Source organism: Nostoc sp. MG11 (assembly GCF_014904695.1).
Taxonomy (GTDB): domain Bacteria; phylum Cyanobacteriota; class Cyanobacteriia; order Cyanobacteriales; family Nostocaceae; genus Komarekiella.
On record NZ_JACXXN010000008.1, the window covers coordinates 87033 to 108768 of the forward strand.

Sequence of the window (21736 nt, forward strand, 5' to 3'; positions counted from 1 at the left end):
CCTAACTTTTGACGATGCATAAGTTCTTAATTGGATGATTCCCTCACAAGTTCCTCAAATTGTTTTCCTAAATTTAGACTGTAATACCATTTCACAAAAATCCGAATACAACTCCCCCCAGCTACCCTAGCTTAGCTAGGTAAATTTCAGCCTTTACCCTTTAACCCTTTCCCCCTTAACCAAAAGGTATTGCAGTGAGTAAACAAAGCTTTTCCTTTTCATTACTGGGAATTTGAGTCTGATGAATGTTGTTAGGAAGATTGATGATTTAGCGATCGCTGGACAAATTACTCTAGAGCAGTTACAACAAATAGCTGATGAGCGTTTTAAATCTCAAAAATTTCTCTTTTATACTTTATCAGGAGAATATCAGACCTTGATTTTAAAAAATATAACTATTGAAAATGCAAAATAGGTATTGAAAAATGTCTAAAACTATTGTTAATTTAACAATGCCGTTTGTTGTTCAAGAAATTGAGGATATTTTAGAACAATATCCTCATCATCCTTATCAAGAAGCTTTTGCAAACCCTGATTTTAGGCAAAATTTGATTGCTTATACTTTAAATAGAATTCCTAATCATTATCTAACAGTTGATGAACAAGAAAAAGAGAATTTGATGAGTTCAGATTCCATACGTTACTGTCTCGAACAAACTGTACATATAGAAGCCATTATTCATCAAGGAATTGAACAAATTTTATCTGAGAAAGCAGAGGAGATAACTCGGCATATTCCAGACGCAGTTGATCCGTCTCATGTTCCATCTGATTGGTTTGGCTAGGATCGTAATTCGTAATTTGCTCTGGGGCTACGCCCTGCTGTGTAAGCGTATGGGGAAGCAAGCTAAGCAAAGAGAATGCCTGTAAAAACGTGAATTTTTGATAATTGTAATTAAAACTGCCAAGAAAAAGAAGTACAAAGGTTTTGTAACTAGGACATCATGGCGGCAACTAAAAACACATAGTTATTTGAAATTTTGAATTCAGCGTATTTCTGCAAAGAGGTAAGGCATGCGTACGCCTCGTATACAAGCGGAACTAGTTGTGCTTGTGCAGTTTATGAAGTCTGAACGAAGATAATTCTGTAATCTTTGTGTCTGAATAAAGTGGTATATTACTATCTTGACGATCGCGCTGTTTTTTGTCTAAAGTTTCTAAATAATCTAGGTTATTATTACCTAAAACTTTAGATGAATCTTGTCTACCAGGATTACTTAAGGTAGAATTCATGGTTGCTTGTACTTGATGGCTAGATCTGCTTGGAGGCTGAACTTGGCTATTTTCTTTTATTAAACGACTGTAAGTTCGTTGGGGAATAAAGTGGAGTGGATTGTAACCAACGAAACGCAAAATTAGTACACAAGCCCAGGAATATCGACCATCGACAATAGCTTCGATGACCTGATTCAATTGTTCTGGACTAATGGCTTTATGGTAATTAGTCTGAGAAGAAGGAATGTGGTAATTCATAACTAACCCTGATATAACTTACCTAAATTGAGGTTGCTAAATTGAACCCACCCTCTCATAGTCACTAAATTGAAGCGAGCAAAATGTCTGCAATGCGGTAGTGACTATCTGAACAGCCTCAAATTTAATAGTTTGATGATTAGACATCTTGCAAACAAACGCGATGAAAATTCATTGCAGTTTAGCTTCAACCGCCAACATTTTGGTGTAAATTTGCAAAAAAATAGTCACTTGATATACAGAATACTATTTTTCTATAGTCACTTCAGCCAAGTTGGCACATTTTTTTTGAACCCACTACAGAACACTTACAAGCCGCTGGCTGTTCTGAGGTTGGGATAGGTTTTGATAAAGGCGATCGCGAAACAAATCTCGATTGGGTAATCCAGTCAGGTTGTCGTAGTTGGTGATGCAATAATGAAGGAATTTTGATTTTTGATTACAATAAAGCAGTGCAATTTGCCAAAGAACATAACCTGTGATATTGCAATCCAGGTGTTCATCGGTCAGCGTGCTGTCTACTCACATAAATTCAAAAAATACTCTATGAGTAATCAACTTCAGGATTACAATCCCAGCGGTATAGGTGAAATCAATGGCAACCTCTTGGGTTTACCGTTTGACTACGAGTCTGCAAATCTGATTGTCTTTGGCGTTCCGTGGGAAGTCACCGTTTCTTATGGTGCTGGCACTGCTAACGGCCCACAGCAAATTTTGGACGCTTCGACTCAACTGGATTTGTTTGATTTCGATCATCCTGATGGCTGGAAACAGGGAATTTTTATGCCGGAAATTTCCCAAGATATTTTAGAGAAAAATAAATACTATCGCGCCGAGGCTGCAAAAATTATCGAACGATTAGCGCAAGGTAAACAACTAGCAGATTCACCAGATTTAACACCTGTGCTAACAGAAATTAACCAAGCTGGCCAACAGGTAAATCAATGGCTATTTGCACAGTGTAAAGAAGCAATTAATAATGGGAAGCGAGTTGCAGTAATTGGGGGTGATCATAGTTCACCTTTAGGTTATTACCAAGCATTAGCAGCTAAATATTCCAACTTTGGGATTTTGCACATTGACGCACACGCAGATTTACGCGATGCATACGAGGGATTTGAGTTCTCCCATGCATCTATTATGTTTAATGCGATGAAAATACCGCAAATTTCTAAGTTAGTACAGGTAGGCTTGCGCGATATTTGTCATGATGAAGTGCAAATAATTGACGAATCGAATAGTCGCATCGTTGCTTATTACGACCCAGCCATTAAACAAAAGCTTTACTCTGGAACGACTTGGATTGATTTATGCCGCGAAATTATCAGTCATTTACCGGAATACATTCACATTAGCTTTGACGTGGATGGACTTGATCCAAAACTCTGTCCAAATACAGGTACTCCTGTTCCTGGTGGACTGGAATTAGAGCAAACATTTTGTCTGTTCCGGGAATTAGTAAATAGCGATCGCAAAATTATTGGCTTTGATATCTGCGAAGTTGGCGATGCTGAATGGGATGGTAATGTAGGTGCGCGGATAGTTTATAAGCTAGCGAATTTGATGGATTTATCTCAGTAAGGATAACAGAGCAAACGATCTCAATTTTTCAAAAATACATTGGCAAAAAGCCAAGCTTACCCATAAAAGAAAAATAATTGTTTTTATAGGGTTCACTTATTTCAAGTAACAAGAAAAATTTAGTATTTCAGTCGATAAACTGTGATTAATGCAATTATTTAGAAGTTTATTGATAATAAACTATTTATATTGCAAAAATGTGTTTGCCCTGATATAATTAAAAGTTTGCCAAGAAAAAAATAATCAGGAGTTTTTCCATGTCCTCCGAATCCAAGAGCGTCCAACCCGCTGTCTTAGTCACCATCATTGGTCAAACAGTATTGCAAGAGCGTATTCTCCAGATGCTAACAAGCCTAGGCGCAACTGGCTATACCCTGACCCCAACTAGGGGTGTAGGTAGCCACGGCAGACAGATGGGAGATATAGCAGGTTATAACACCAACATTGAAGTTAAAACGATTGTGTTACCGGAAGTATCAGATGCGATCTTTTCCTCAATTGCAGACTATCAAACCCCTCATGCTTTGATTGCCTTCCGCCAAAATGTCGAAGCTTTGATGGATTAACCGGCATCTATTCCCTCAGACAAATGTATCTTAAACTTTACAAAAATATATTGACAAAAAGCTTGGCTTGTAAAGCAAACAAACTAATCGGATTGATCGCGTTTGCTTATTTCTCATCTCAATATATTAAGAACAGAAACTTGATATTGAGTTGATAAGCTGCGCTTAGTACGATTATTTAGGAGTTTATTGATAATAGACTAATTTTGTTGACAAGATACATTTGCTCTGGTGGAAATAATTCTTAATTTAATCTGAGTATGATCGCTCTTACAGCACTTCCATTTATGAACATGACTTTCTAAATTGCTGTGGCTTTCTAGTAGTGATGATAGGCGATCGCAAATAACCTCTACAAAACAAGTACACAAGTAGCGGTAAAATTATCATCCATCCGTCATCTGCTACCCCTTGACACCCATGTATTGCGACTACCTGGTACAAATCCTGACCGCCCGTGTGTACGATGTTGCCCAGGAAACACCACTGGAATATGCCCCGAATCTCTCTGCACGACTGAATAATAAACTCCTACTCAAGCGAGAGGATATGCAGTCAGTATTTTCCTTTAAGCTGCGGGGCGCATATAACAAAATGGTGAATCTGTCAAATGATTTACTGGCACAGGGTGTAATTGCTGCGTCTGCTGGTAATCATGCTCAAGGGGTTGCTCTTGGTGCTCGTCAGTTGGGTACACGAGCGATGATTGTTATGCCAGTGACAACGCCCCAGGTCAAGGTAGATGCGGTTAAAGCACGTGGGGGAGAGGTAGTATTGCATGGGGATACCTACGATGATGCATACACTTACGCCCGTCAACTGGAAGCGGAAAAGGGTTTAACCTTCATTCACCCCTTTGATGATCCGTATGTGATTGCCGGACAGGGAACAATTGGCATGGAAATTCTGCGGCAATGTCAGCAACCCATCCATGCAATTTTTGTAGCAATTGGCGGTGGCGGATTGATTTCTGGGATTGCGGCGTATGTGAAACGGTTGCGTCCCGAAATCAAAATTATTGGCGTTGAGCCAGTGGATGCTAATGCCATGTATCAATCGCTAAAAGCTGGGCATCGGGTACGATTGCCTCAAGTAGGCTTATTTGCCGACGGGGTAGCGGTGCGGGAAGTGGGTGAAGAAACTTTTCGTTTGTGTCAGCAGTATGTAGATGACATCATTTTGGTGGATACAGATGACACCTGTGCTGCGATTAAAGATGTGTTTGAGGATACACGCTCAATTTTAGAACCAGCGGGTGCATTGGCGATCGCAGCTGCCAAAGCCTACACAGAACGGGAGCAAATTCAGGGACAAACATTAATTGCAGTAGCTTGCGGCGCTAACATGAACTTTGATCGCTTGCGTTTTGTCGCAGAACGAGCAGAATTTGGCGAACGCCGCGAAGCCATCTTTGCAGTTACAATTCCCGAAGAACGAGGCAGTATTCGCCAGTTTTGTGAATGTATTGGTAGACGTAATCTGACTGAGTTTAACTATCGCATTGCCGATAAAACAGAAGCCCATATTTTTGTGGGTGTACAGATTCAAAATCGTGCTGACGCGGTAAAAATGGCAGAAACTTTTGAAGCCTGCGGGTTTAAAACCATTGACTTAACTGATGACGAACTGACAAAATTACACCTGCGCCACATGGTTGGTGGGCATTCTCCTCTCGCCCACAACGAATTGCTCTATCGTTTTGAGTTTCCCGAACGTCCCGGCGCGTTGATGAAATTCGTCACTTCCATGAGTCCCAACTGGAATATCAGCATGTTCCACTACCGCAACAATGGGGCAGATTACGGGCGAATTGTCGTCGGTATCCAGGTTCCCCCCCAAGAAATGAAGGAGTGGCAAGCTTTTCTGGATACCCTTGGCTATCGCTATTGGGATGAAAACCAGAATCCTGCATACAAGCTGTTTTTAGGCTAGAGGACTGGGGATTGGGGACAAGGATGATAAGGAGGAAAATAACTAACTTCTGCTTGTGCGTCCTAATAAATGACAAATGACTCCTCATCCTCTCCGCGCCTTTGTCTTGAAAAGTTTCCTAGGTCGGGAAACCCTCCTTCTCCTGACGGAGACGCTACGCGAACAGAACTTTTCGCTGCGCCTCTGCGTGAGACAAATCATCCCGCTTTCTCCATAACGCAAAAAAATAAATATTTAGACCCACACGAATTTGAAAGCAAAAACCGGAGTGCCAGGCACAAACACCGCTGTTAGATTTATAGTCATAACGCGAATCGTTGAAAGGAACGCTATGAACATCTCAGCGAAAAACGCCCAGCTTGCAGCGGCAACGGAGAACGATATTCGCTGGGCATCAGTTGTCGCCCGCGATCCTAAAGCAGATAACAAATTCTACTACTCAGTCAAAACTACTGGCGTGTACTGCCGTCCCTCGTGCGCCGCGCGTCTGGCGCGACCGGAAAATGTGCGTTTCCATGCGACTTGCAAGGATGCCGAAGAAGCTGGGTTCCGCCCGTGCAAGCGCTGCAAGCCTGATCAAACCTCACTTCTCGAACAGCATACCGCGAAAATTGCGATCGCTTGCCGGCTCATTGAAAATTCCCAAGAAATACCTAGTCTCGAACAACTGTCGAAGCATGTAGGATTGAGCACCTATCACTTCCACCGTGTGTTTAAAGCGATCGCTGGACTGACGCCGAAAGAATACGCTGCGGCTCATCGCAACAAGCGGGTGCGGAATACGCTCAACAAGAGTGACACGGTGACGCAAGCAATTTACAACGCCGGGTACAACTCCAACGGACGGTTCTACGAAACATCAGATCAGGTATTGGGTATGACACCTTCAAATTATCGTGCCGGTGGCGTTCATACAGATATACACTTTGCTGTCGGCGAATGCTCTTTGGGATCGATTCTCGTTGCCAAAAGCAATCGCGGGATTTGCGCCATTTTTCTAGGCGACGATCCAGATGCACTGACACGCGATTTGCAAAACCGATTCCCACAGGCCAATCTAATCGGCGGGGACGCCGAGTTTGAGCAGATTGTCTCGAAAGTGGTGGGCTTTGTCGAAGCGCCGACATTAGGGCTAGATTTACCTCTCGATATCCGCGGCACTGCCTTCCAGCAGCGCGTATGGCAAGCGTTGCTGAAGATTCCAGTCGGCTCGACGGCGAGCTATACTGACATCGCCAAGTGCATCGGTTTGCCGAAATCGGTGCGAGCAGTTGCCCAGGCCTGCGGTGCAAATGCCTTAGCAGTAGCGATTCCTTGCCATCGTGTTGTACGTCATGACGGGGCATTGTCGGGCTATCGATGGGGCGTCGAACGCAAACGCACGCTTCTTGAACGAGAAGCACGAACATGAACATTGCACTCATTGAGATGCTACCGTTAGCATCTTGTGTTCACAACGAAGGAATGAAAATATCTCTTTCCCAGTGCCTATTATCAAAGCAGGTTAAATAATTACGCTTTTTCCACCCGCAAACCAAAGTAAGTGAGAACAAGCTCAGTTGAGCCAGTATTAACTATTTCGTGAACTTCCCCCAGTTCTACCGCTACACAGGTTCCTGGAAGCAAGAGGTTTTCTTTACCGTCAATGTGAATTACGCCTGAACCAGCTTCCACAAAGAAAACCTCACACATATCCTGATGCGCGTGTCCTGGTGCGCTTTGTCCGGGCGCAAAACGTGCTTGAGAAAAGTTAGTTAGGTGAGGTAAATCGCCTAACCTCAACATTACTTTTTTCTTGATTTCAGGATTGTGGGAAACAGACTCTTCTGGTAAGTCTTTTAGGGAAGTACTAATCATTCCGGTCTTAAATCGTTGGATAGTTCCACAATACCCCTAGAGCCATCAATCCGTACTCGTTGACCATCTTGCAGAAGCCATGTAGCACCGCGAACATCCATAACAGCGGGAATTCCATACTCACGTGCCACGATCGCCCCGTGAGAAAGTCGTCCTCCAGCTTCAGCAATTAAACCTCCAGCCCTTACTAAGAAGGGGGCCCAGCCGGAATCTGTGTAAGGAACTACTAAAATCGTCTCTCGATCTATCTGCGGTATATCTTGTAAATTTCGCAACACTTTCACCCGTCCTTCAGCTTGACCGTGACTGGCGGGAATACCTTGTAAAATTTGGTCAGAGTAGATAGCAGAAGGAGCTAAGGGATGAGGTGGCGCATTGCCATAGACTAAAAGCGGTATTTGATTAAACTCGCTATCTTGTACGAATTGCGATCGCCTTAATTCCACCAATTTAACTAACTGAGCAATCAACTTGGAATCAGAACCCGCAATTAGACGGCGGACTTCATCAAATTCGAGAAAAAAGATATCCCCAGTTTCCTTGAGCAAACCTGATTTTAACCAAATTTTCTCTAACGCTACAAAACTCCAACGCAATTCAGCTAATAGCCGCGAATAAACTTCGGTAACTCGCCCTTTAAGATCCACACGTCGCTGTACAAAAGAGCGCTTTGGCTTTTTTGGTAAGACGAGATTGATCTGGTCAACAGCGTCAGTTTGTGGTTCATTTCCCTGCATCAACTGCACAAACATCTGCTTGACTGGTTGAGGATTCTCTCGCCAAGTCGGAACGGAAATATCAGTTCCCACTTCACTTAAATAGCCATAATCTTGAAGCAACTCGTCAAACTGTTGTAGAATCTTCTCTCCCTCTGGGGTTTGCGCCAACTCCTCAAATACTTTACCTGGCTCAAACTTAATTAATACCTGTTTAGCATCTGCGGCTAAAGCACTGAGCGATCGCAATGCTCCCACTTCTGGGGAAACGCTGTTGTCAATTTTCCCATCTTTGACGCGAAAAATTGCCTGTCTTAATGCTGCACTTAAAGGGGCTAAAATGCTGTAGTACGTCCCACGATGCAGTAACTCCAAGATTCGGTCAATTCGTTCCAACAACTTCGATGCATCCAGATCATCTATATCTTCTTGCGCCAGTTGTGACAATTCTGGAATAAATCGATTGTGATAATCCTGCTTAAAGTCCTGGTCTAAATTTAATTCCCGCCTTAGCAACCTCATCAGTCCTGGTAAATTCTCCCAGGTTGACTCTAAGGACGGCTTGCTCATTTTGGCTCCTCTAGTCAAAAACTCTAGACTTTCCGGCGGCAATCCCATGCGGCGAAAAATCTCCCCTAAGAAAGATGCATTAAAGTAAGCTCTAGAATAGTGCAGAGTTGCTGTTTGGTTGAAATCTAAGCCAAGAGCGCGATCGCCTAAAACTAAAGTAAAAATTTCTCCCCAAACTCCACAAGTTAAGGGACGATTAATCGACCAAGTTAAAGGGTGAATCACGCCAGGAATCACTTCAGCGGCGATTTTGCGCGTCCAGATGGGCAGTAAAGTGGTAATCGGTCGAGCTTGCAACACCCACAGTGTTTGCCCGTCATAACTCCACTCGATATCTTGAGGAATGCCGTGATAACGCTTTTCCAGGCGGCGGGTTAAGTATGCTACTTGTTTGATTAATGCTTGGGGGATTCGTCCTTGTCCCTCTAATTGCACAGAGGAAAAATTTTCTGTCTCAACGACAAAAGCGCGATATTGTTCTGGTGTAACTTTACCAGAAACAACTTGTGTCGGACTACCCGGAAGGGCTTCGATGACGATCGCATCACCTTGCTGAGTAATGGGATCGCGGCTGAAAGCGACTCCCGAATATACGCTTTGGACTTGTTGTTGAATCAGCACTGCCATTGCTGTATCATTTGAACCGCGATCGCGTCGATATTGCACAGCAGATGGATGATTGTAAGAAGCTTGAACTTGAGCGATCGCTTCTTGTAACTCCTGCTGGCTAGTAACATGCAAAACTGTTTCATACTGACCAGCGGCGGAAGCTTGTTCTGAATCTTCTCCAATGGCGGAGGAACGCACCACCAAGGGTGATAATTCTGATGGCTGGAGAAATTCTGTTGACGCGGGATCATCACCTGGGCCAAGTACCCACCCTTTAGGTACTGGGTAGCCCCAGCGCTTAATTTGAGATAGCGTGGCTGCCTTTTCTCCAACTATGGCAGCATCTAACTCTTCGTCTAAAGAGAGAATAGCGCGATCGCCGCGCAAAAATTCCAACATCGGTTGCGACTCTGTTTGTGCCTCTTGGGCTGAGAGGTTCATGTCATCGGGAATTTTTGTGTAAATCCAGCCCAGTAACCCAGCAAGGGCAGTAGCAGCCATCATTCTGGGGATATCACCAACGTGCAAAAATGTCACAAATAGGGGCAATAAAATCAAAACCCCGAATTTCACTATCTGTCTTGAGCGCAGGATTAAAAAGCTGATGGCTGCAAAAAAAAGTGTAAATCCTGACACAAGTGGATCGTGTACCAGAAAGCCCCAAACAACATTTGTCGTGCCTGCCCCTCTGCCCATCCAGTACCTACCGATTACCAGGGCGATGAGGGCAATCAATTCCCAAGGCGATCCCGCTGGGAAGAAAGCACGACTAAGTAATACTGCTGCAACTCCTTTTAAAGCTTCTGACAAAACTGCCAGAATACCTACGAATGTGCCACCGTGGTAAAACGCAGCGGAGACACTAACGTTTCCTGTACCAATTTGCGATAATTGCTTCTGCTTCAGGGCGGAGGTGATCCACCCAATCAGTGGTAATCCGCCCAAGAGGGGACAGGCAATTAAAATAACTAAAGCGCCCCAAAGGTCAAACATTGTGGATTTTGGATTTTGCGAAAAGTCGTAAAGAGGGTTTCCCGACCTAGCAAACTTTTCAAGACGGATTTCAATTTTCCATCTAAAATCTCAAATCTCATATCTAAAGTTTTTATGAAATTTTGATGGTTGTCAGGGGCTTTTATTTGTTAGTTAGACGTTGGACACTTGGCTACGACGGAAACCGTTTTCACCAATGTCCTTTTTCTAAGCTACTGATGATTTTAGTTTAGCGCATAGGCGGCTTGCAGGGCCCAAATGATCAGAGCGGCGATCGACCCCAAAAGCAACACAGTAGAAATAGTGACTACTTTTGGTGAATCTGCACCCTCAAATTTCATAATTCCGCGATTTAAGTCGGACATAGCTTGATAATTCCTCCTTCGTCACAGCGTGAAGCATTTGTCCGTTTTGATTGTAGTCCTTCTATTTGCGGACAACGTTAAATTACTAATTCTATTTTGTTTAAAGTTTGCAACTTTTCCATCACCAAAATTACTTACTCCTATAGAGGTAGTTCGTTTATTTATACATAGGTTTAACTGATACGTTGATAGTTTAACGTAATTTCACTTAATAGTATTAACTGTTTGCCAGTCAAGCAAAAAATAAATTGTAGTATAATTTATTACTTTAAGTCTTAGCGAGATTTTAAAAATTCTGAGGTGAAAGTGGTGCTGAGTATAATTTTGGCAGTGATTGTGGGATTTTTTGTGGCGATAGAGATCGGATTGCGATCGCTCTTTGGCTTTGGTAATCCGCTAATTTACATTGGTGACGCAGAGATTGGTTATTTGTTAGCTCCTAACCAGCGTACCCGGCGCTTTGGTAATCGCATTGAGATTAATCAATATTCTATGCGAGGTGCGCCAATCCCAAAGACACCTGCACCCTCTACACTGCGAGTGCTACTCTTAGGGGACTCGATCGCTAATGGTGGCTGGTGGACAGACCAAGCTAATACAATATCTAGCTTGATGATGCGTTCTTTAACATCAGCAATCAATCAGAATTACCAGGAAGTAGAAGTGCTGAATGCTTCAGCCAACTCTTGGGGGCCAAGAAACGAACTAGCCTATTTAGAGAAGTTTAGCAATTTTAACGCGCAGGCGGTGGTGTTATTAATTAATACTGATGATTTGTTTGCTACTGCTCCTACTTCTTTGCCAGTGGGACGCGATCGCAACTATCCAGATAGTACACCTGCTCTGGCATTGGTGGAAGTATTACGGCGTTATGTCTTCACACAAAAGCCAATTCCCGAAATGAAAGCAGTGAATAATGAACCAGGCGATCGCGTTGGTTTTAATTTAGAGGCGATCGGCAAAATTCAAGCGTTGACTAGTCAAAGCAACAGTAAATTTCTTTTAGTGATGACTCCCTTACTTCGAGAACTTGGCGAAACAGGTTCCCGCGATTACGAAATTCAAGCACGTCAGCGTCTCAGTGATTTTACTCAAGCGCAACAAATTACTTATATAGATTTTCTACCGATATTTAACTCAACTACCAACCCACAAAGCTTGTATCACGATCATATTCACCTCAACTTGCAAGGCAATCAGCTTGTGAGTAAAGTTATGGAGCGATCGCTTTTAGAATTATTAGGGGATGCGCCGCAAAATAAGTCTGTAGTCAATAGTTTATAAGGATGGTTGGCTGAAAACCCAGAGAATTAGCTCATACTACTTATATGACTCTGGGTAGGATATGGCTAAAATCTCTATTTCACTGCCAGATGAATTACTGACCAAATAATTACTAATTCGCTCTGGGGCTACGCCCCGCTGCGCGTGCTAACGTAATTCGTAATTAAAAGGGTACAAGCCCCCACTGATTGCAATTACGAATTACGAATTATCAATTACGAATTATGCTGAAAGCGTAATTGCTCAGTCGAAAGATAGGTGCGTTCTCGTCCAGCTACTAGTGCCTCTGGCAGGTTAGGAACAGCATGAAAGGCAAAGTGCCAAACCATCGGGCTGGTGATCACTTCTTCCCAGGGTTCAACGCCAGGAATCGGTGCATCAATGACTACTAAACGCTTCACGTCATCGGGATGAGCGGCGGCATAGGCGTAGGCAACCATCAGCCCAATGTCATGTCCCACCAAATAAACCTGTTGAAACCCAAGCTGTTTGACTAACTGATAGATATCGTTTGCCAGCGATCGCTTGTCATAGCCCGTCAGAGGCTTGTCTGAATCACCCGCGCCCCGCAAGTCAGGAGCAATCACGGTGTAATGCTCTGCCAAAGCGGGCATGATTTTGCGCCACTCATACCAGGTTTGAGCATAGCCATGCAGGAGCACTACAAGATCGCCCTTGCCACCGACCACATAGTGCAGCCGCACACCGTTCACCTGAATCGTATGGTGAGTAAAACTTTGATCGAACTTCTCGGATGTAGAAGTCATTTGTTTTTCTCTAATTGATCAATGAGTGGTTGATTGCAGTTGCTAAATCATCATCCATGTTCGGGCGGTGGAGACACCACCTCAATTCCCTGCTTCGCTGAGACGGCGACAATGCTATCGATGTCCAAGGTGCCTGCGGCAGTGAGCTTCGACAGATCCTCGAAGAAGTTTTCGATGCCTGCTGGGACGAAGAGGGTAAGCATTCTTGCAGGTGTGGTACCAATATTCTTGTAAGAATGCGGAACGCCTTTGGGAGCGGTCATAAAACAACCTGTAGTTGCCGTCAGCGCGCGATCGCCAATCTGAAAGGCAAAGGTTCCCTCCAGAATATAAAACGCTTCGTCTTCGCGTCGATGCAGATGAAAGGGTGGTCCCGCTTGCGGCTCGTCGATGACTTCAATCAAGGTGTAAGCACCATCCGTGTCCGCGCTGACCGCTTTGAAAATTACCGTTTCTCCTGGCAGCACCTTGATCGATCTGCCTTCGCCAGATGGAACTGCAATGTTCTTCAAAATAGTTTCCATGAATCATCCTCCTTGGATAAATTAGTTTTGTTGTAAAAACTTTTTCAGTCGTTCTATCGAAATCTGTTCAGCGTTGCTCGCAGCAACAAAAATTTGTTTACTGCCGCGTCAACGTCGTGTGCGTTGATGGCCTCAGACATTCGTTGAAGCACTGTTGGCATCTCATATTGGGCTGGCGCGCTCATGTTTCCTGTTGTGCTAGGCATATTTCAATCAAGCATTTCGGTACACCCGTTGCCAGTTCTAGTGCTGTCACTTCATCTGGACTTAATCGATCGAGCATCACGATCATCGATTCTCCTAAAAACTGAGCGATCGCTCTTTTCATTGTGCGATTCTTCTCTCATTCTTAGGCTACGCGATCGCTAAAGGTCTTTGCCGTGAAACGCCACCTGGGACTTTCATTAAATCGGCTGCTTTTTCAGCGATCGCAATTATCGGCCCATTCGTATTTCCTGTGGTCAAAGTTGGCATAATTGATGCATCGACAACACGCAATCCCTCAACTCCATGTACCCGTAATTCGGGGTCTACAACCGCCATTGAGTCAGTGCCCATTTTGCAAGTGCCGACAGGATGAAACACCGTACCGCACGTTTCTCGGATGTACGCTTCGAGGGCTTCATCGCTGTTAACATCTGCACCAGGAGCGACTGCTCTGCCTCGAAACTCATCAAAGGCACTTGTCTGAAACAATTCGCGCATTAATTTAATCGCGGCAATTAGCTTTTGCACATCGGATTTACTTTGGAGATAGTTCATCCGAATAAGCGGTGCATCTTTTGGATCGGGCGATCGTAAACTGACACTACCAATATTTTGGGGATGAGTCAAACTGACCATACCAGTGAATCCCAAACCAGAGTTGGTATACCCAGGAAGTGCCCACAGAATGGGAGCGAAGAAAAATTGTAAATCTGGCGCAGTGTCTAGATTACCCTCACTATGCAAAAACAATCCGGCTTCACCGATCGAACTGCTGATTGCAGCGTGTAAATCCTGAGTTGCCTGATAGGTTATGGGAACGAGAACATGATCTTGGAGGTTTTGACCAACACCAGGCAAATCAACAACTACAGAGATACCAAATGCTTGCAGGTGTTCTGCATCACCAATGCCGGAAAGCATCAGCAGCTTAGGCGAATCGAATGCGCCAGCACTTAAAATCACTTCCCGGTTAACTCGGACTTGGTGCAGCGTTCCCTCGTGTACATACTCTACCCCAACGCTGCGGGTTCCCTCAAACAACAATCGAGTCACCAACGCTCCTGTAGTTGTTGTCAAATTAGGACGATCAAGAATTGGTACCAGGAATGCAGCAGCGGTACTGTGCCGCTTACCATCTTTAATCGTCATCTGATAGAGTCCTGCACCTTCTTGCTGTATCGCGTTGAAATCAGGATTGTTGTGATGTCCCAGTGCCACCGCTGCATCAACAAAGCGTTGGGATATTATCGCAGGGGAAATCAGATCCGTAACGCTCAACTCGCCATCGACACCGTGGTATGCGTCAGCTCCGCGTTGCTGGTTCTCGGATTTCTTGAAATATGGCAATACATCTTGGTAACTCCAACCGGGATTACCTAATTCTTGCCAGTGGTCATAATCCTGAGGATTACCTCGAATATAAATCATGACATTAATCGAACTGCTGCCACCCAAAACTTTGCCACGAGGACAATAGATTTTGCGATTATTTAGGTACGGTTCTGGTTCAGAGAAGTATCCCCAGTCCACCTCTGAGCCTAGTAAGCTCAGGCATTTCGACGGGATTTGAATCTCCGGTTTCGTATCCGGGTTGCCCGCTTCAAGTAATAACACTCTTGTTTTACTGTCTTCTGTCAGACGGTTGGCAACTACGCAGCCTGCCGAACCAGCTCCAATCACGATGTAGTCATAGTGAGTCATACGATTCTCCTTTTGATGAATAAGTTGTTTAATACAGCTAAATCAGCATCAACGTGCGGGACTAGCTTGCAATATAGCCACCGTCTACAACGAAGTCGGCACCCGTCATGTAGCTCGACTCTTCGGATGCCAGAAACAGCACTTGGAGAGATCTACGTTCGCCGGATGGAACGGCGATGTTCTTCAAAATAGTTTCCATGCATCATCCTCCTGGGATGAATTCGTTTTGTTGTAAAAACTTTTTCAGTGTTCAACTTTGTCTCGTGTTTCTATATGCCCCAGGGATCGGGTGTCTAGCATTGCTGTACGCCTTTCCTGGTTAGCTTCAAGTGATCGCGATAGAAACTGCAAAACTCGTCGATTGAACTTGTCTGGATTCTCGATGAATATGAAATGTCCTCCGCCTTCAGCCGCTTCAAAGATTTCCAACTCAGATTCAGGAATGTTTTGGCTAATCCTGTGAATTGTCATGAGCGTTTCTCCTGAGTATTTGTTGGCTGCGATTGAAGGATAAAACAGAACAATTAATCAATGTGCAATAAACGGTAACTATTTTAACGATGACATACAGATGATTAAGTTCATGTCTGTATAAATGTTTGAAATGTATGAGCTGTATAATTCAAGTTAAAAATGCAATAAATCTTTACTCAATAGACTTCTTGCAAAATTATTTTATGGTAGAGTTTAGGGTTTTGTAGTTTAAATCAATCTACCTATACTAATACTCCGGACAATTTTGAGTTGAGGAAATCGACAAGAAAGCTATCGAACCATTAAGGTGCTAATTAGAACAAACAGGCACCGGATCGATAGCTGTATGGAAATTGTACAAAGTTTACTGACAAAAATGGGGATTTTCCGCAAACCTCAGATAAAAGCATTGACGACACTGTTTGCCACTATTGTGATTGCCTGTGGCAAGATAAACAATACCCAACTTGAGTCGTTATAGCGAACAAACATAGAGAACTTATCGCCGACAATTTAACAAACAGATTGTTAGAACAATGGCGAAAGCAACAAGAAGATGCAGCATTAGCGACAGCTTGTTCTCTAGTAGATGAACTGGAATTAGGTTGGGAAAGTGAATGGCAGAACGCAGCGATTACCGATTGGGGAGTATCTTCAAGTTTCTCGAATCCAGAGTGCTAACCCTCCCCCACGACCACGAGCTGCAATGAAATCTTCTGTCACTAAAAAGAAGGCAAAGAAAGGTAGTTTAGCTATGGGCTGGTTATAGAAATCCTCAGACTGAACTTTACCAGAGCGAATTTGCTTGTTGTACACCACACGACCAAACAGACTGATAAGCATCTGGGTAAAGTCAAACGCTAATAAATTTTTCTTACTTAAATATTGGACTGGCCCCGTGAGCTTCAACAAAATTGAGCCTAATTGGACTTGATTAGCAATTTCGCCTTTACCTAAATCTTGTTCTATGGCACTAAAGAAAATATGGATTGCTACCAATTTAGGCACATACAAACCTTTACCTAATACAATTCCCCCTCGCTTTCTGACTTTCTTAGTACCAGTAGCAAAGCAAAGTCGCCATTTACCCAAAAGAGACTCAAACGAATAAGTCAACCGTTGTTGCTTAGCTGCTTTTTCTGCTTGTAATAACGCATTTACTAATATTTCAGCACTAGGACGTGTGCCTCTCTGTTCTCGATACGCAGCCGCAGCCTGGGATAGGGTGCTTATAAAATCAGGTGTAGCGGTAGATTTCAAATCAGCGGTCATGAGGGCACTCTGGATTTAACTCTTTTTTTGACTGTTCCGTACTTTTAATAAATTTTAACGTTTATGTCTATCCAAAGTCTGCTAACTTAACCAGGCTAAAAAACTTGACGCTAGATAGCGCTTGGTGTAGCGACTTCAATAGTAAACTCTTGTGCATCTAATACTACTGTTCCCCAATAGCTATTAAACGATGCTTCACCCATTCCAGTTACTACATTCCGCCCACTAAAAAGCGGCCACTTAAGAGCCTCTAAATCCTGGTCGTTAATTGCCAGCCACTCTGTTGAGCCTGTATCAAGTAATGCCGTTACAGGTAATATCTCTCCAGTGGCAGCAATCAACTCAATTTCAAAAAACAACTGACCAATTTCATCAAACTCACCTTGGATCATATCCGACCACAGACCTCAGTTTCATTTAGCCGAAAAGTGAAAAATCTTGACTGTGGGTGTTTTTCATGCGCTTTCTGTGCTGCTGCTAGGCTATCTTGATCAATAAAGTAGTCACCACTCTCTGGTTCAATAACGATAAACCAGTTATGGTACTTCTCCATTAACTGTGGGCGAAGTTTCTCAAAAATCGGGCGACAACGCTGTTGAAACGCTTCTAGTTCGGCTTGGCGCTTGGCTTGTTCTTCGGGAGAGATAGTAAGTTCTGGAAATAATCTTTTTCTACGGGGTTTACGATCAGAATTCAGTTGTGTCATTGCTTTTATTTGAGAAGATTCTTAATCAAAGATACCATTAAAAATGGTGGTATTTATTGAATTTTTATGAATAGTGATCGCAAGCCTAGAATGCAATTATAAGTTTAAATGACTAATGCAAATTCATTCAGTTTATTCTCATTAAAATATTAGCTGAATCTCAATTTCTACTGATTAATTTAACTGACTCAAAACAGTAAATATGTAACGCATTAGCAATTTAAACAGCTGCTTGAGGATTTTTATCTAAATCTTATCTTAATACTATTAATTGATTTACTAAATCATTTTTTAAATTAATATGCTGGTAGTAATTAAGTAATTATTCTCATTCAAGCAGAAATACAAAAAAGATACCAATTACTTATTAGCAGCGTATCAAGTATATTTCCATTAAGCAAATTTCCAAATAGTCAAAACATATAGCAAAATAAGATTACAAGTTTTAGCTCAAATTCCGATTGCTGGCAACTCAACAAATCGTCTTTGGTGTGTGGGTAGTGTTAATTCACTAGACTTATTTACCTATAGACATTACGAGGTGACAATATGGACGCTAATAGGCTCCTGAATCTATATGCAGCAGGAGAACGGAATTTCAATAAAGCAAATTTGCATCAAGTAAACTTAACTGAAACTGACTTGAGTGGTGCAAATTTGACTGAAGCAGACTTGAGTGGTGCTGACCTCTCTCAAGCCAACTTGAGTAGATGTAACTTTAGTCGGGCAAATCTGACTGATGCCGAACTTAGCGGAGCCAACTTAAGTGGTGCAAACTTGAGTGAAGTAAACTTGATTGGCGCAGACTTAATTAGGGGAAATCTGCAAGAAACTAACCTGAGTCGCGCAGATTTGCGGAGTGCAAATTTAGCTTTGGCAAACTTGTTTGGTGCAAACCTTAGTGAAGTGGAAATGAGTGGAGCGGATTTAAGTCATGCCAATCTCAAAAAGGCAAATTTAATTGGCAGCAATATTAATGAAGCAGACCTTTATGGTGCAGATTTAACAGGGGCAATCATCACTGAACAAGAGACGATTGGGGAAGTTTTGCATATAGGTTTATCTCATAAATGGGTAACTTGGGCTGGCGGTTGCTAATCTTCCTAGATAGTGGTTTTCGTTTGAATAGACACGCGTTAAGGGCACAACAGATGTTGTGCCCTCACGAATGTTTGTAATGTTGCTTTGTGGTCGCTAGTGCAATACTAATAAACCAAGGGTGTTGCGCCACGCATCTGACGTAAAGAATTTATACAAGCAGGACAGTCGCAGTTAAATAAAACGACCGCCATCTCGCTCTCTTCAACGTTAAACTCTAGCATGGGAACATCATTTTGAGAAAACTCTACTTCAGGCTGATAGTTAGGGATTTCAGCCAATACGGAAGCCCTGGCACATACAAAACCAACTTTATGGTAATTGCGTACGCAAGATAGGCGGTCTGTAGTTTTGGCTTCTGGCTCTGTAGCTTGTGCTTGATTAAGCATTACTCCCATAGAAAGAATGGAGCTAATTAGCACTGGAGACGAAAGCAAACTCAGTATAAATTTGTTCATTGGTTTCCTTAGAAAATAATCTTGATTGCTCAGAATATCTGATTAAAACTTACAATTCAAGTAGATGTCCATCAGGAATACTAACGAGTTGTAGCATCGAGTTGGTCAACTAACGAGATACCGGGTATTTGCAGTTTATTGTGAATGCGATCGCTTTCAACAAAATATTTAGTTTGATGCACCTCTTGTTGCTTCAGATGAAGGTGGAATTGCTTTTAAAGGAACAGAATTAAAAAAATAACTTTTTTTGTTCGTAGTGAGCGATTTATCGCTACATACAAATATTTAAAATCATGTAGAGACAGGAATCCCATCTCTACACCTACAGCACTCGCTAAATATGCATTTAACTCAACCGAGGCTATTTAACGAAAATTAGAATTGTGCCTTACCAAATTCATAAATTCCTCGCGAGTCTTGCCATCTTCTGCAAAAACACCGCGCATCGCACTAGTTACAGTCCAAGAACCGGGTTTTTGAACACCACGCATCACCATACACATGTGGGTTGCTTCTACTACAACTGCTACTCCTTGAGGTTTGAGTAATCCTTGCAATGCATCAGCAATTTGCACCGTCAGACGTTCTTGCACTTGTAAACGTCGTGCATACATTTCGCAAATGCGGGCAATTTTAGATAATCCGATCACTTTGCCATTGGGAATGTAGGCAACATGAGCGCGACCAATTATCGGTAGAATATGATGCTCGCAGGAACTAAAAATATCGATGTCCCGAACCAACACCATTTCATTGGCATCTTCTGTGAATACTGCTTCATTTAGCAATTCATTCAAAGATTCATGATATCCCTTGGTGAGAAACTGCAATGCTTTCATCACCCTTTTGGGAGTATCCTTTAGTCCTTCGCGGTCTGGATCTTCTCCTAATCCAATCAATAGAGTACGCACAGCTTGCATCATTTCTGCTTCTGTTACAGTTTGCTGCTGCTGAGTTGCTAAAGATGACAGTATTTGATCAGCAGAAGTTAGATCGGGACGAATCGATAGAGTCATTTTTTGAGTCTTGTAGAAATGTTTGACAAATTAGTCTGTAGTCAGATATCGGTTGCGATTGACCGCTAACTAGTGACCGAGTGTAACATATCTTTACACTTCTTAATCATACCAAACATTTATGAAGCTGATAGTGAATTTCACTCGTCTCCAAGTTCCGTCCAATGAAAACTAGCTGATTTTTAGGTAAAGAATGCCAGTCATCAGCGTGTAAGTTGTAACGAGGCCCACTGAGTTGAAAGATATGACGTAAGTCGCTATCACTAAACCAAAGAATACCTTTAGCGCGGAACACACCTTGTGGCATTTGTCCAGTCAGAAATTCCTCAAACTTGTGGATATCAAAAGGGCGATCGCTTTGAAAAGAAACCGAAACAAATCCATCATTATCTAAATGATGTGAGTGATGTTCATGATCGTGATGGTGATGATGCTCATGTTCATGATCATGGTGATGCTCGTGGTTATCTTCTTGAGCAAGAGAAGTATATTCATCTGTAGGAGTTAACTCCACATCCAAAATTAATGGTAACAAAACCTGTCCATATTGGGTATGTAGAATTTTTGCTCCCCCCTTTATTTCGTAGATGTAAGTTTCTAATTCTTTGAGTTTGTCTGAACTAACAAGGTCAACTTTATTTAGGAGAATAATATCTGCATAAGTTATCTGCTTTAAAGCTGCTTCGCTCTGGAAATGTTCTGCATTAAAAACCTCAGCATCTACTAAGGTAAGGATAGAATCGAGGTTAGTAAAATCTCTCAATTCTGTGCCTAAGAACGTTAAGATAATTGGCAAAGGGTCAGCAACACCTGTAGTTTCAATAACTAAATAGTCAATGCGGTCTTCTCTTTCTAAAACGCGATAAACAGCATCAACTAAACCATCGTTTATCGTACAACAAATACAGCCATTGCTGAGTTCTACCATATCTTGGTCTACAGAAACTAGTAATTGGCTATCAATGTTGATATCGCCAAACTCATTAACTAGCACTGCCACTTTGAAATCTTGTTTATTCTTAAGAATTTGATTGAGCAGAGTGGTTTTACCACTACCTAAAAAGCCAGTGATGATGGTAACAGGCATTCCCTTTTTAGGAATATCAAGAATAGTATTAGTAGCTGATTCTTTGAAAGTGTTCATGTGCTATCCTCTTGTGGAATTATTAAAGATAAAAACTTGTCAGAAAAGAAAAATCTCTTCAATGAGCCAAAAACTGCTCTAATTGGTCGTTGCGATCGCTATTAGGTTGAGTTCCCGCAAAGGACTTTTGCACAGCGATCGCCAAGATGTGAACGCAGGTGTGGCGAATTTGTACAAGTCAATGTTTACTGGGACTGGGTTAGAGAACTGACCATAGCTTGCAAATAATGAGAATCGTTATCATGATAACGCAAAAAACTCTGTGCAACATCATCTATGCAAAGGACAAGCAGAAAACTGCACATTCTTGAGATACGAACGTTATTTAAGTATTTCTACAGATGGTAAGCTCGACTTTATCCATTTTTGATGGAATCAAGCAGCGTAAACAGCAATGTCTCTCAAACGCTCAAATAAAAGATG

At 42.5% G+C, this 21736-nt stretch carries 26 protein-coding genes and 1 pseudogene; 10 read left to right on the forward strand and 17 right to left on the reverse strand.

Annotation, left to right across the window (positions count from 1 at the left end; translation table 11 throughout):
• Nucleotides 1–241 precede the first annotated feature (241 nt).
• The gene (locus tag HCR01_RS14250; protein WP_193196998.1) at nucleotides 242–415 is read left to right on the forward strand and encodes a hypothetical protein; all 174 of its coding nucleotides are present in this window, start codon (nucleotides 242–244) and stop codon (nucleotides 413–415) included.
• A 10-nt stretch (nucleotides 416–425) separates the two neighbouring features.
• Nucleotides 426–785 (forward strand): late competence development ComFB family protein, encoded by a 360-nt coding sequence (locus HCR01_RS14255; protein WP_193196820.1) that lies wholly within the window; start codon nucleotides 426–428, stop codon nucleotides 783–785.
• Between the two features lie 256 nt (nucleotides 786–1041).
• Here the strand turns inward: HCR01_RS14255 and HCR01_RS14260 are convergent, their stop codons facing one another.
• Nucleotides 1042–1473, reverse strand: a complete 432-nt coding sequence (locus HCR01_RS14260; RefSeq protein ID WP_193196821.1) for a HetP family heterocyst commitment protein — start codon at nucleotides 1471–1473, stop codon at nucleotides 1042–1044.
• A 300-nt stretch (nucleotides 1474–1773) separates the two neighbouring features.
• Nucleotides 1774–1884 (reverse strand): annotated as a pseudogene (locus tag HCR01_RS40785) (diguanylate cyclase domain-containing protein); the annotation flags it as partial.
• A 135-nt stretch (nucleotides 1885–2019) separates the two neighbouring features.
• On the opposite strand from HCR01_RS40785, the gene speB reads away from it, so the two are divergent.
• From speB to ada, 4 genes are all read left to right on the forward strand, one after another.
• Nucleotides 2020–3054: an agmatinase SpeB gene (gene speB / locus HCR01_RS14270; protein WP_193196822.1), complete on the forward strand. Its 1035-nt coding sequence runs from the start codon at nucleotides 2020–2022 to the stop codon at nucleotides 3052–3054.
• 257 nt (nucleotides 3055–3311) lie between these two features.
• The gene (locus tag HCR01_RS14275) at nucleotides 3312–3620 is read left to right on the forward strand and encodes a P-II family nitrogen regulator (protein WP_193196823.1); all 309 of its coding nucleotides are present in this window, start codon (nucleotides 3312–3314) and stop codon (nucleotides 3618–3620) included.
• Nucleotides 3621–4040: 420 nt separating this feature from the next.
• Nucleotides 4041–5552, forward strand: coding sequence for a threonine ammonia-lyase, biosynthetic (gene ilvA, locus HCR01_RS14280; protein WP_193196824.1), 1512 nt, complete (start codon nucleotides 4041–4043; stop codon nucleotides 5550–5552).
• 331 nt (nucleotides 5553–5883) lie between these two features.
• Entirely contained in the window at nucleotides 5884–6963 is a 1080-nt protein-coding gene (gene ada, locus HCR01_RS14285) for a bifunctional DNA-binding transcriptional regulator/O6-methylguanine-DNA methyltransferase Ada (protein WP_193196825.1), read from the forward strand.
• A 101-nt stretch (nucleotides 6964–7064) separates the two neighbouring features.
• Here ada and HCR01_RS14290 read toward each other — a convergent pair whose 3' ends face one another.
• From HCR01_RS14290 to HCR01_RS14300, 3 genes are all read right to left on the reverse strand, one after another.
• Nucleotides 7065–7409, reverse strand: a complete 345-nt coding sequence (locus HCR01_RS14290; RefSeq protein WP_193196826.1) for a cupin domain-containing protein — start codon at nucleotides 7407–7409, stop codon at nucleotides 7065–7067.
• Nucleotides 7406–10297 (reverse strand): glycerol-3-phosphate acyltransferase, encoded by a 2892-nt coding sequence (locus HCR01_RS14295; RefSeq protein WP_193196827.1) that lies wholly within the window; start codon nucleotides 10295–10297, stop codon nucleotides 7406–7408. Before HCR01_RS14295 ends, HCR01_RS14290 begins: the two co-directional genes overlap by 4 nt.
• 224 nt (nucleotides 10298–10521) lie before the next feature.
• Nucleotides 10522–10662 (reverse strand): hypothetical protein, encoded by a 141-nt coding sequence (locus HCR01_RS14300; RefSeq protein WP_041565237.1) that lies wholly within the window; start codon nucleotides 10660–10662, stop codon nucleotides 10522–10524.
• Between the two features lie 300 nt (nucleotides 10663–10962).
• Here HCR01_RS14300 and HCR01_RS14305 point away from each other — a divergent pair, with 300 nt between their 5' ends.
• Nucleotides 10963–11946 (forward strand): SGNH/GDSL hydrolase family protein, encoded by a 984-nt coding sequence (locus tag HCR01_RS14305; protein WP_193196828.1) that lies wholly within the window; start codon nucleotides 10963–10965, stop codon nucleotides 11944–11946.
• Nucleotides 11947–12161: 215 nt separating this feature from the next.
• Here the strand turns inward: HCR01_RS14305 and HCR01_RS14310 are convergent, their stop codons facing one another.
• The 6 genes from HCR01_RS14310 to HCR01_RS14335 all read right to left on the reverse strand — a co-directional run bounded on the left by HCR01_RS14310 (nucleotide 12162) and on the right by HCR01_RS14335 (nucleotide 15616).
• Entirely contained in the window at nucleotides 12162–12713 is a 552-nt protein-coding gene (locus HCR01_RS14310; RefSeq protein WP_193196829.1) for an alpha/beta fold hydrolase, read from the reverse strand.
• A 50-nt stretch (nucleotides 12714–12763) separates the two neighbouring features.
• On the reverse strand, nucleotides 12764–13237 hold the full coding sequence (locus HCR01_RS14315) for a cupin domain-containing protein (protein WP_193196830.1): 474 nt from the start codon (nucleotides 13235–13237) through the stop codon (nucleotides 12764–12766).
• Between the two features lie 181 nt (nucleotides 13238–13418).
• On the reverse strand, nucleotides 13419–13565 hold the full coding sequence (locus tag HCR01_RS14320; RefSeq protein ID WP_193196831.1) for a hypothetical protein: 147 nt from the start codon (nucleotides 13563–13565) through the stop codon (nucleotides 13419–13421).
• Nucleotides 13566–13591: 26 nt separating this feature from the next.
• The gene (locus HCR01_RS14325) at nucleotides 13592–15145 is read right to left on the reverse strand and encodes a GMC family oxidoreductase (protein ID WP_193196832.1); all 1554 of its coding nucleotides are present in this window, start codon (nucleotides 15143–15145) and stop codon (nucleotides 13592–13594) included.
• 61 nt (nucleotides 15146–15206) lie between these two features.
• Nucleotides 15207–15344, reverse strand: coding sequence for an SDR family oxidoreductase (locus tag HCR01_RS38665; RefSeq protein ID WP_226889341.1), 138 nt, complete (start codon nucleotides 15342–15344; stop codon nucleotides 15207–15209).
• 44 nt (nucleotides 15345–15388) lie between these two features.
• Nucleotides 15389–15616 carry an alpha/beta fold hydrolase gene (locus HCR01_RS14335; RefSeq protein ID WP_193196833.1) on the reverse strand — a complete coding sequence of 76 codons (228 nt, stop codon included), beginning with the start codon at nucleotides 15614–15616 and terminating at the stop codon, nucleotides 15389–15391.
• Nucleotides 15617–15965: 349 nt separating this feature from the next.
• On the opposite strand from HCR01_RS14335, the gene HCR01_RS39970 reads away from it, so the two are divergent.
• The gene (locus tag HCR01_RS39970; protein WP_264299906.1) at nucleotides 15966–16100 is read left to right on the forward strand and encodes a hypothetical protein; all 135 of its coding nucleotides are present in this window, start codon (nucleotides 15966–15968) and stop codon (nucleotides 16098–16100) included.
• A gap of 44 nt (nucleotides 16101–16144) precedes the next feature.
• On the forward strand, nucleotides 16145–16300 hold the full coding sequence (locus tag HCR01_RS14340; protein ID WP_226889342.1) for a hypothetical protein: 156 nt from the start codon (nucleotides 16145–16147) through the stop codon (nucleotides 16298–16300).
• On the opposite strand, the gene HCR01_RS14345 is transcribed toward HCR01_RS14340, so the two are convergent.
• The 3 genes from HCR01_RS14345 to HCR01_RS14355 all read right to left on the reverse strand — a co-directional run bounded on the left by HCR01_RS14345 (nucleotide 16274) and on the right by HCR01_RS14355 (nucleotide 17597).
• Nucleotides 16274–16891 (reverse strand): hypothetical protein, encoded by a 618-nt coding sequence (locus HCR01_RS14345; RefSeq protein ID WP_193196834.1) that lies wholly within the window; start codon nucleotides 16889–16891, stop codon nucleotides 16274–16276. The two genes, HCR01_RS14340 and HCR01_RS14345, sit on opposite strands and share 27 nt — an antisense overlap.
• A 110-nt stretch (nucleotides 16892–17001) precedes the next feature.
• Entirely contained in the window at nucleotides 17002–17283 is a 282-nt protein-coding gene (locus tag HCR01_RS14350) for an aspartyl protease (protein ID WP_193196835.1), read from the reverse strand.
• On the reverse strand, nucleotides 17280–17597 hold the full coding sequence (locus HCR01_RS14355; protein WP_193196836.1) for a hypothetical protein: 318 nt from the start codon (nucleotides 17595–17597) through the stop codon (nucleotides 17280–17282). Before HCR01_RS14355 ends, HCR01_RS14350 begins: the two co-directional genes overlap by 4 nt.
• 549 nt (nucleotides 17598–18146) lie before the next feature.
• Between HCR01_RS14355 and HCR01_RS14360 the strand changes: the two genes are divergently transcribed.
• The gene (locus HCR01_RS14360; RefSeq protein WP_193196837.1) at nucleotides 18147–18695 is read left to right on the forward strand and encodes a pentapeptide repeat-containing protein; all 549 of its coding nucleotides are present in this window, start codon (nucleotides 18147–18149) and stop codon (nucleotides 18693–18695) included.
• Between the two features lie 107 nt (nucleotides 18696–18802).
• Here the strand turns inward: HCR01_RS14360 and HCR01_RS14365 are convergent, their stop codons facing one another.
• From HCR01_RS14365 to HCR01_RS14375, 3 genes are all read right to left on the reverse strand, one after another.
• Nucleotides 18803–19153 carry a hypothetical protein gene (locus HCR01_RS14365; protein ID WP_193196838.1) on the reverse strand — a complete coding sequence of 117 codons (351 nt, stop codon included), beginning with the start codon at nucleotides 19151–19153 and terminating at the stop codon, nucleotides 18803–18805.
• 365 nt (nucleotides 19154–19518) lie between these two features.
• Nucleotides 19519–20169: a GTP cyclohydrolase I FolE gene (folE, locus tag HCR01_RS14370; protein ID WP_193196839.1), complete on the reverse strand. Its 651-nt coding sequence runs from the start codon at nucleotides 20167–20169 to the stop codon at nucleotides 19519–19521.
• 106 nt (nucleotides 20170–20275) lie between these two features.
• Complete coding sequence (locus tag HCR01_RS14375) at nucleotides 20276–21313, reverse strand: CobW family GTP-binding protein (protein WP_193196840.1); 1038 nt, start codon at nucleotides 21311–21313, stop codon at nucleotides 20276–20278.
• Between the last annotated feature and the right edge of the window lie 423 nt (nucleotides 21314–21736).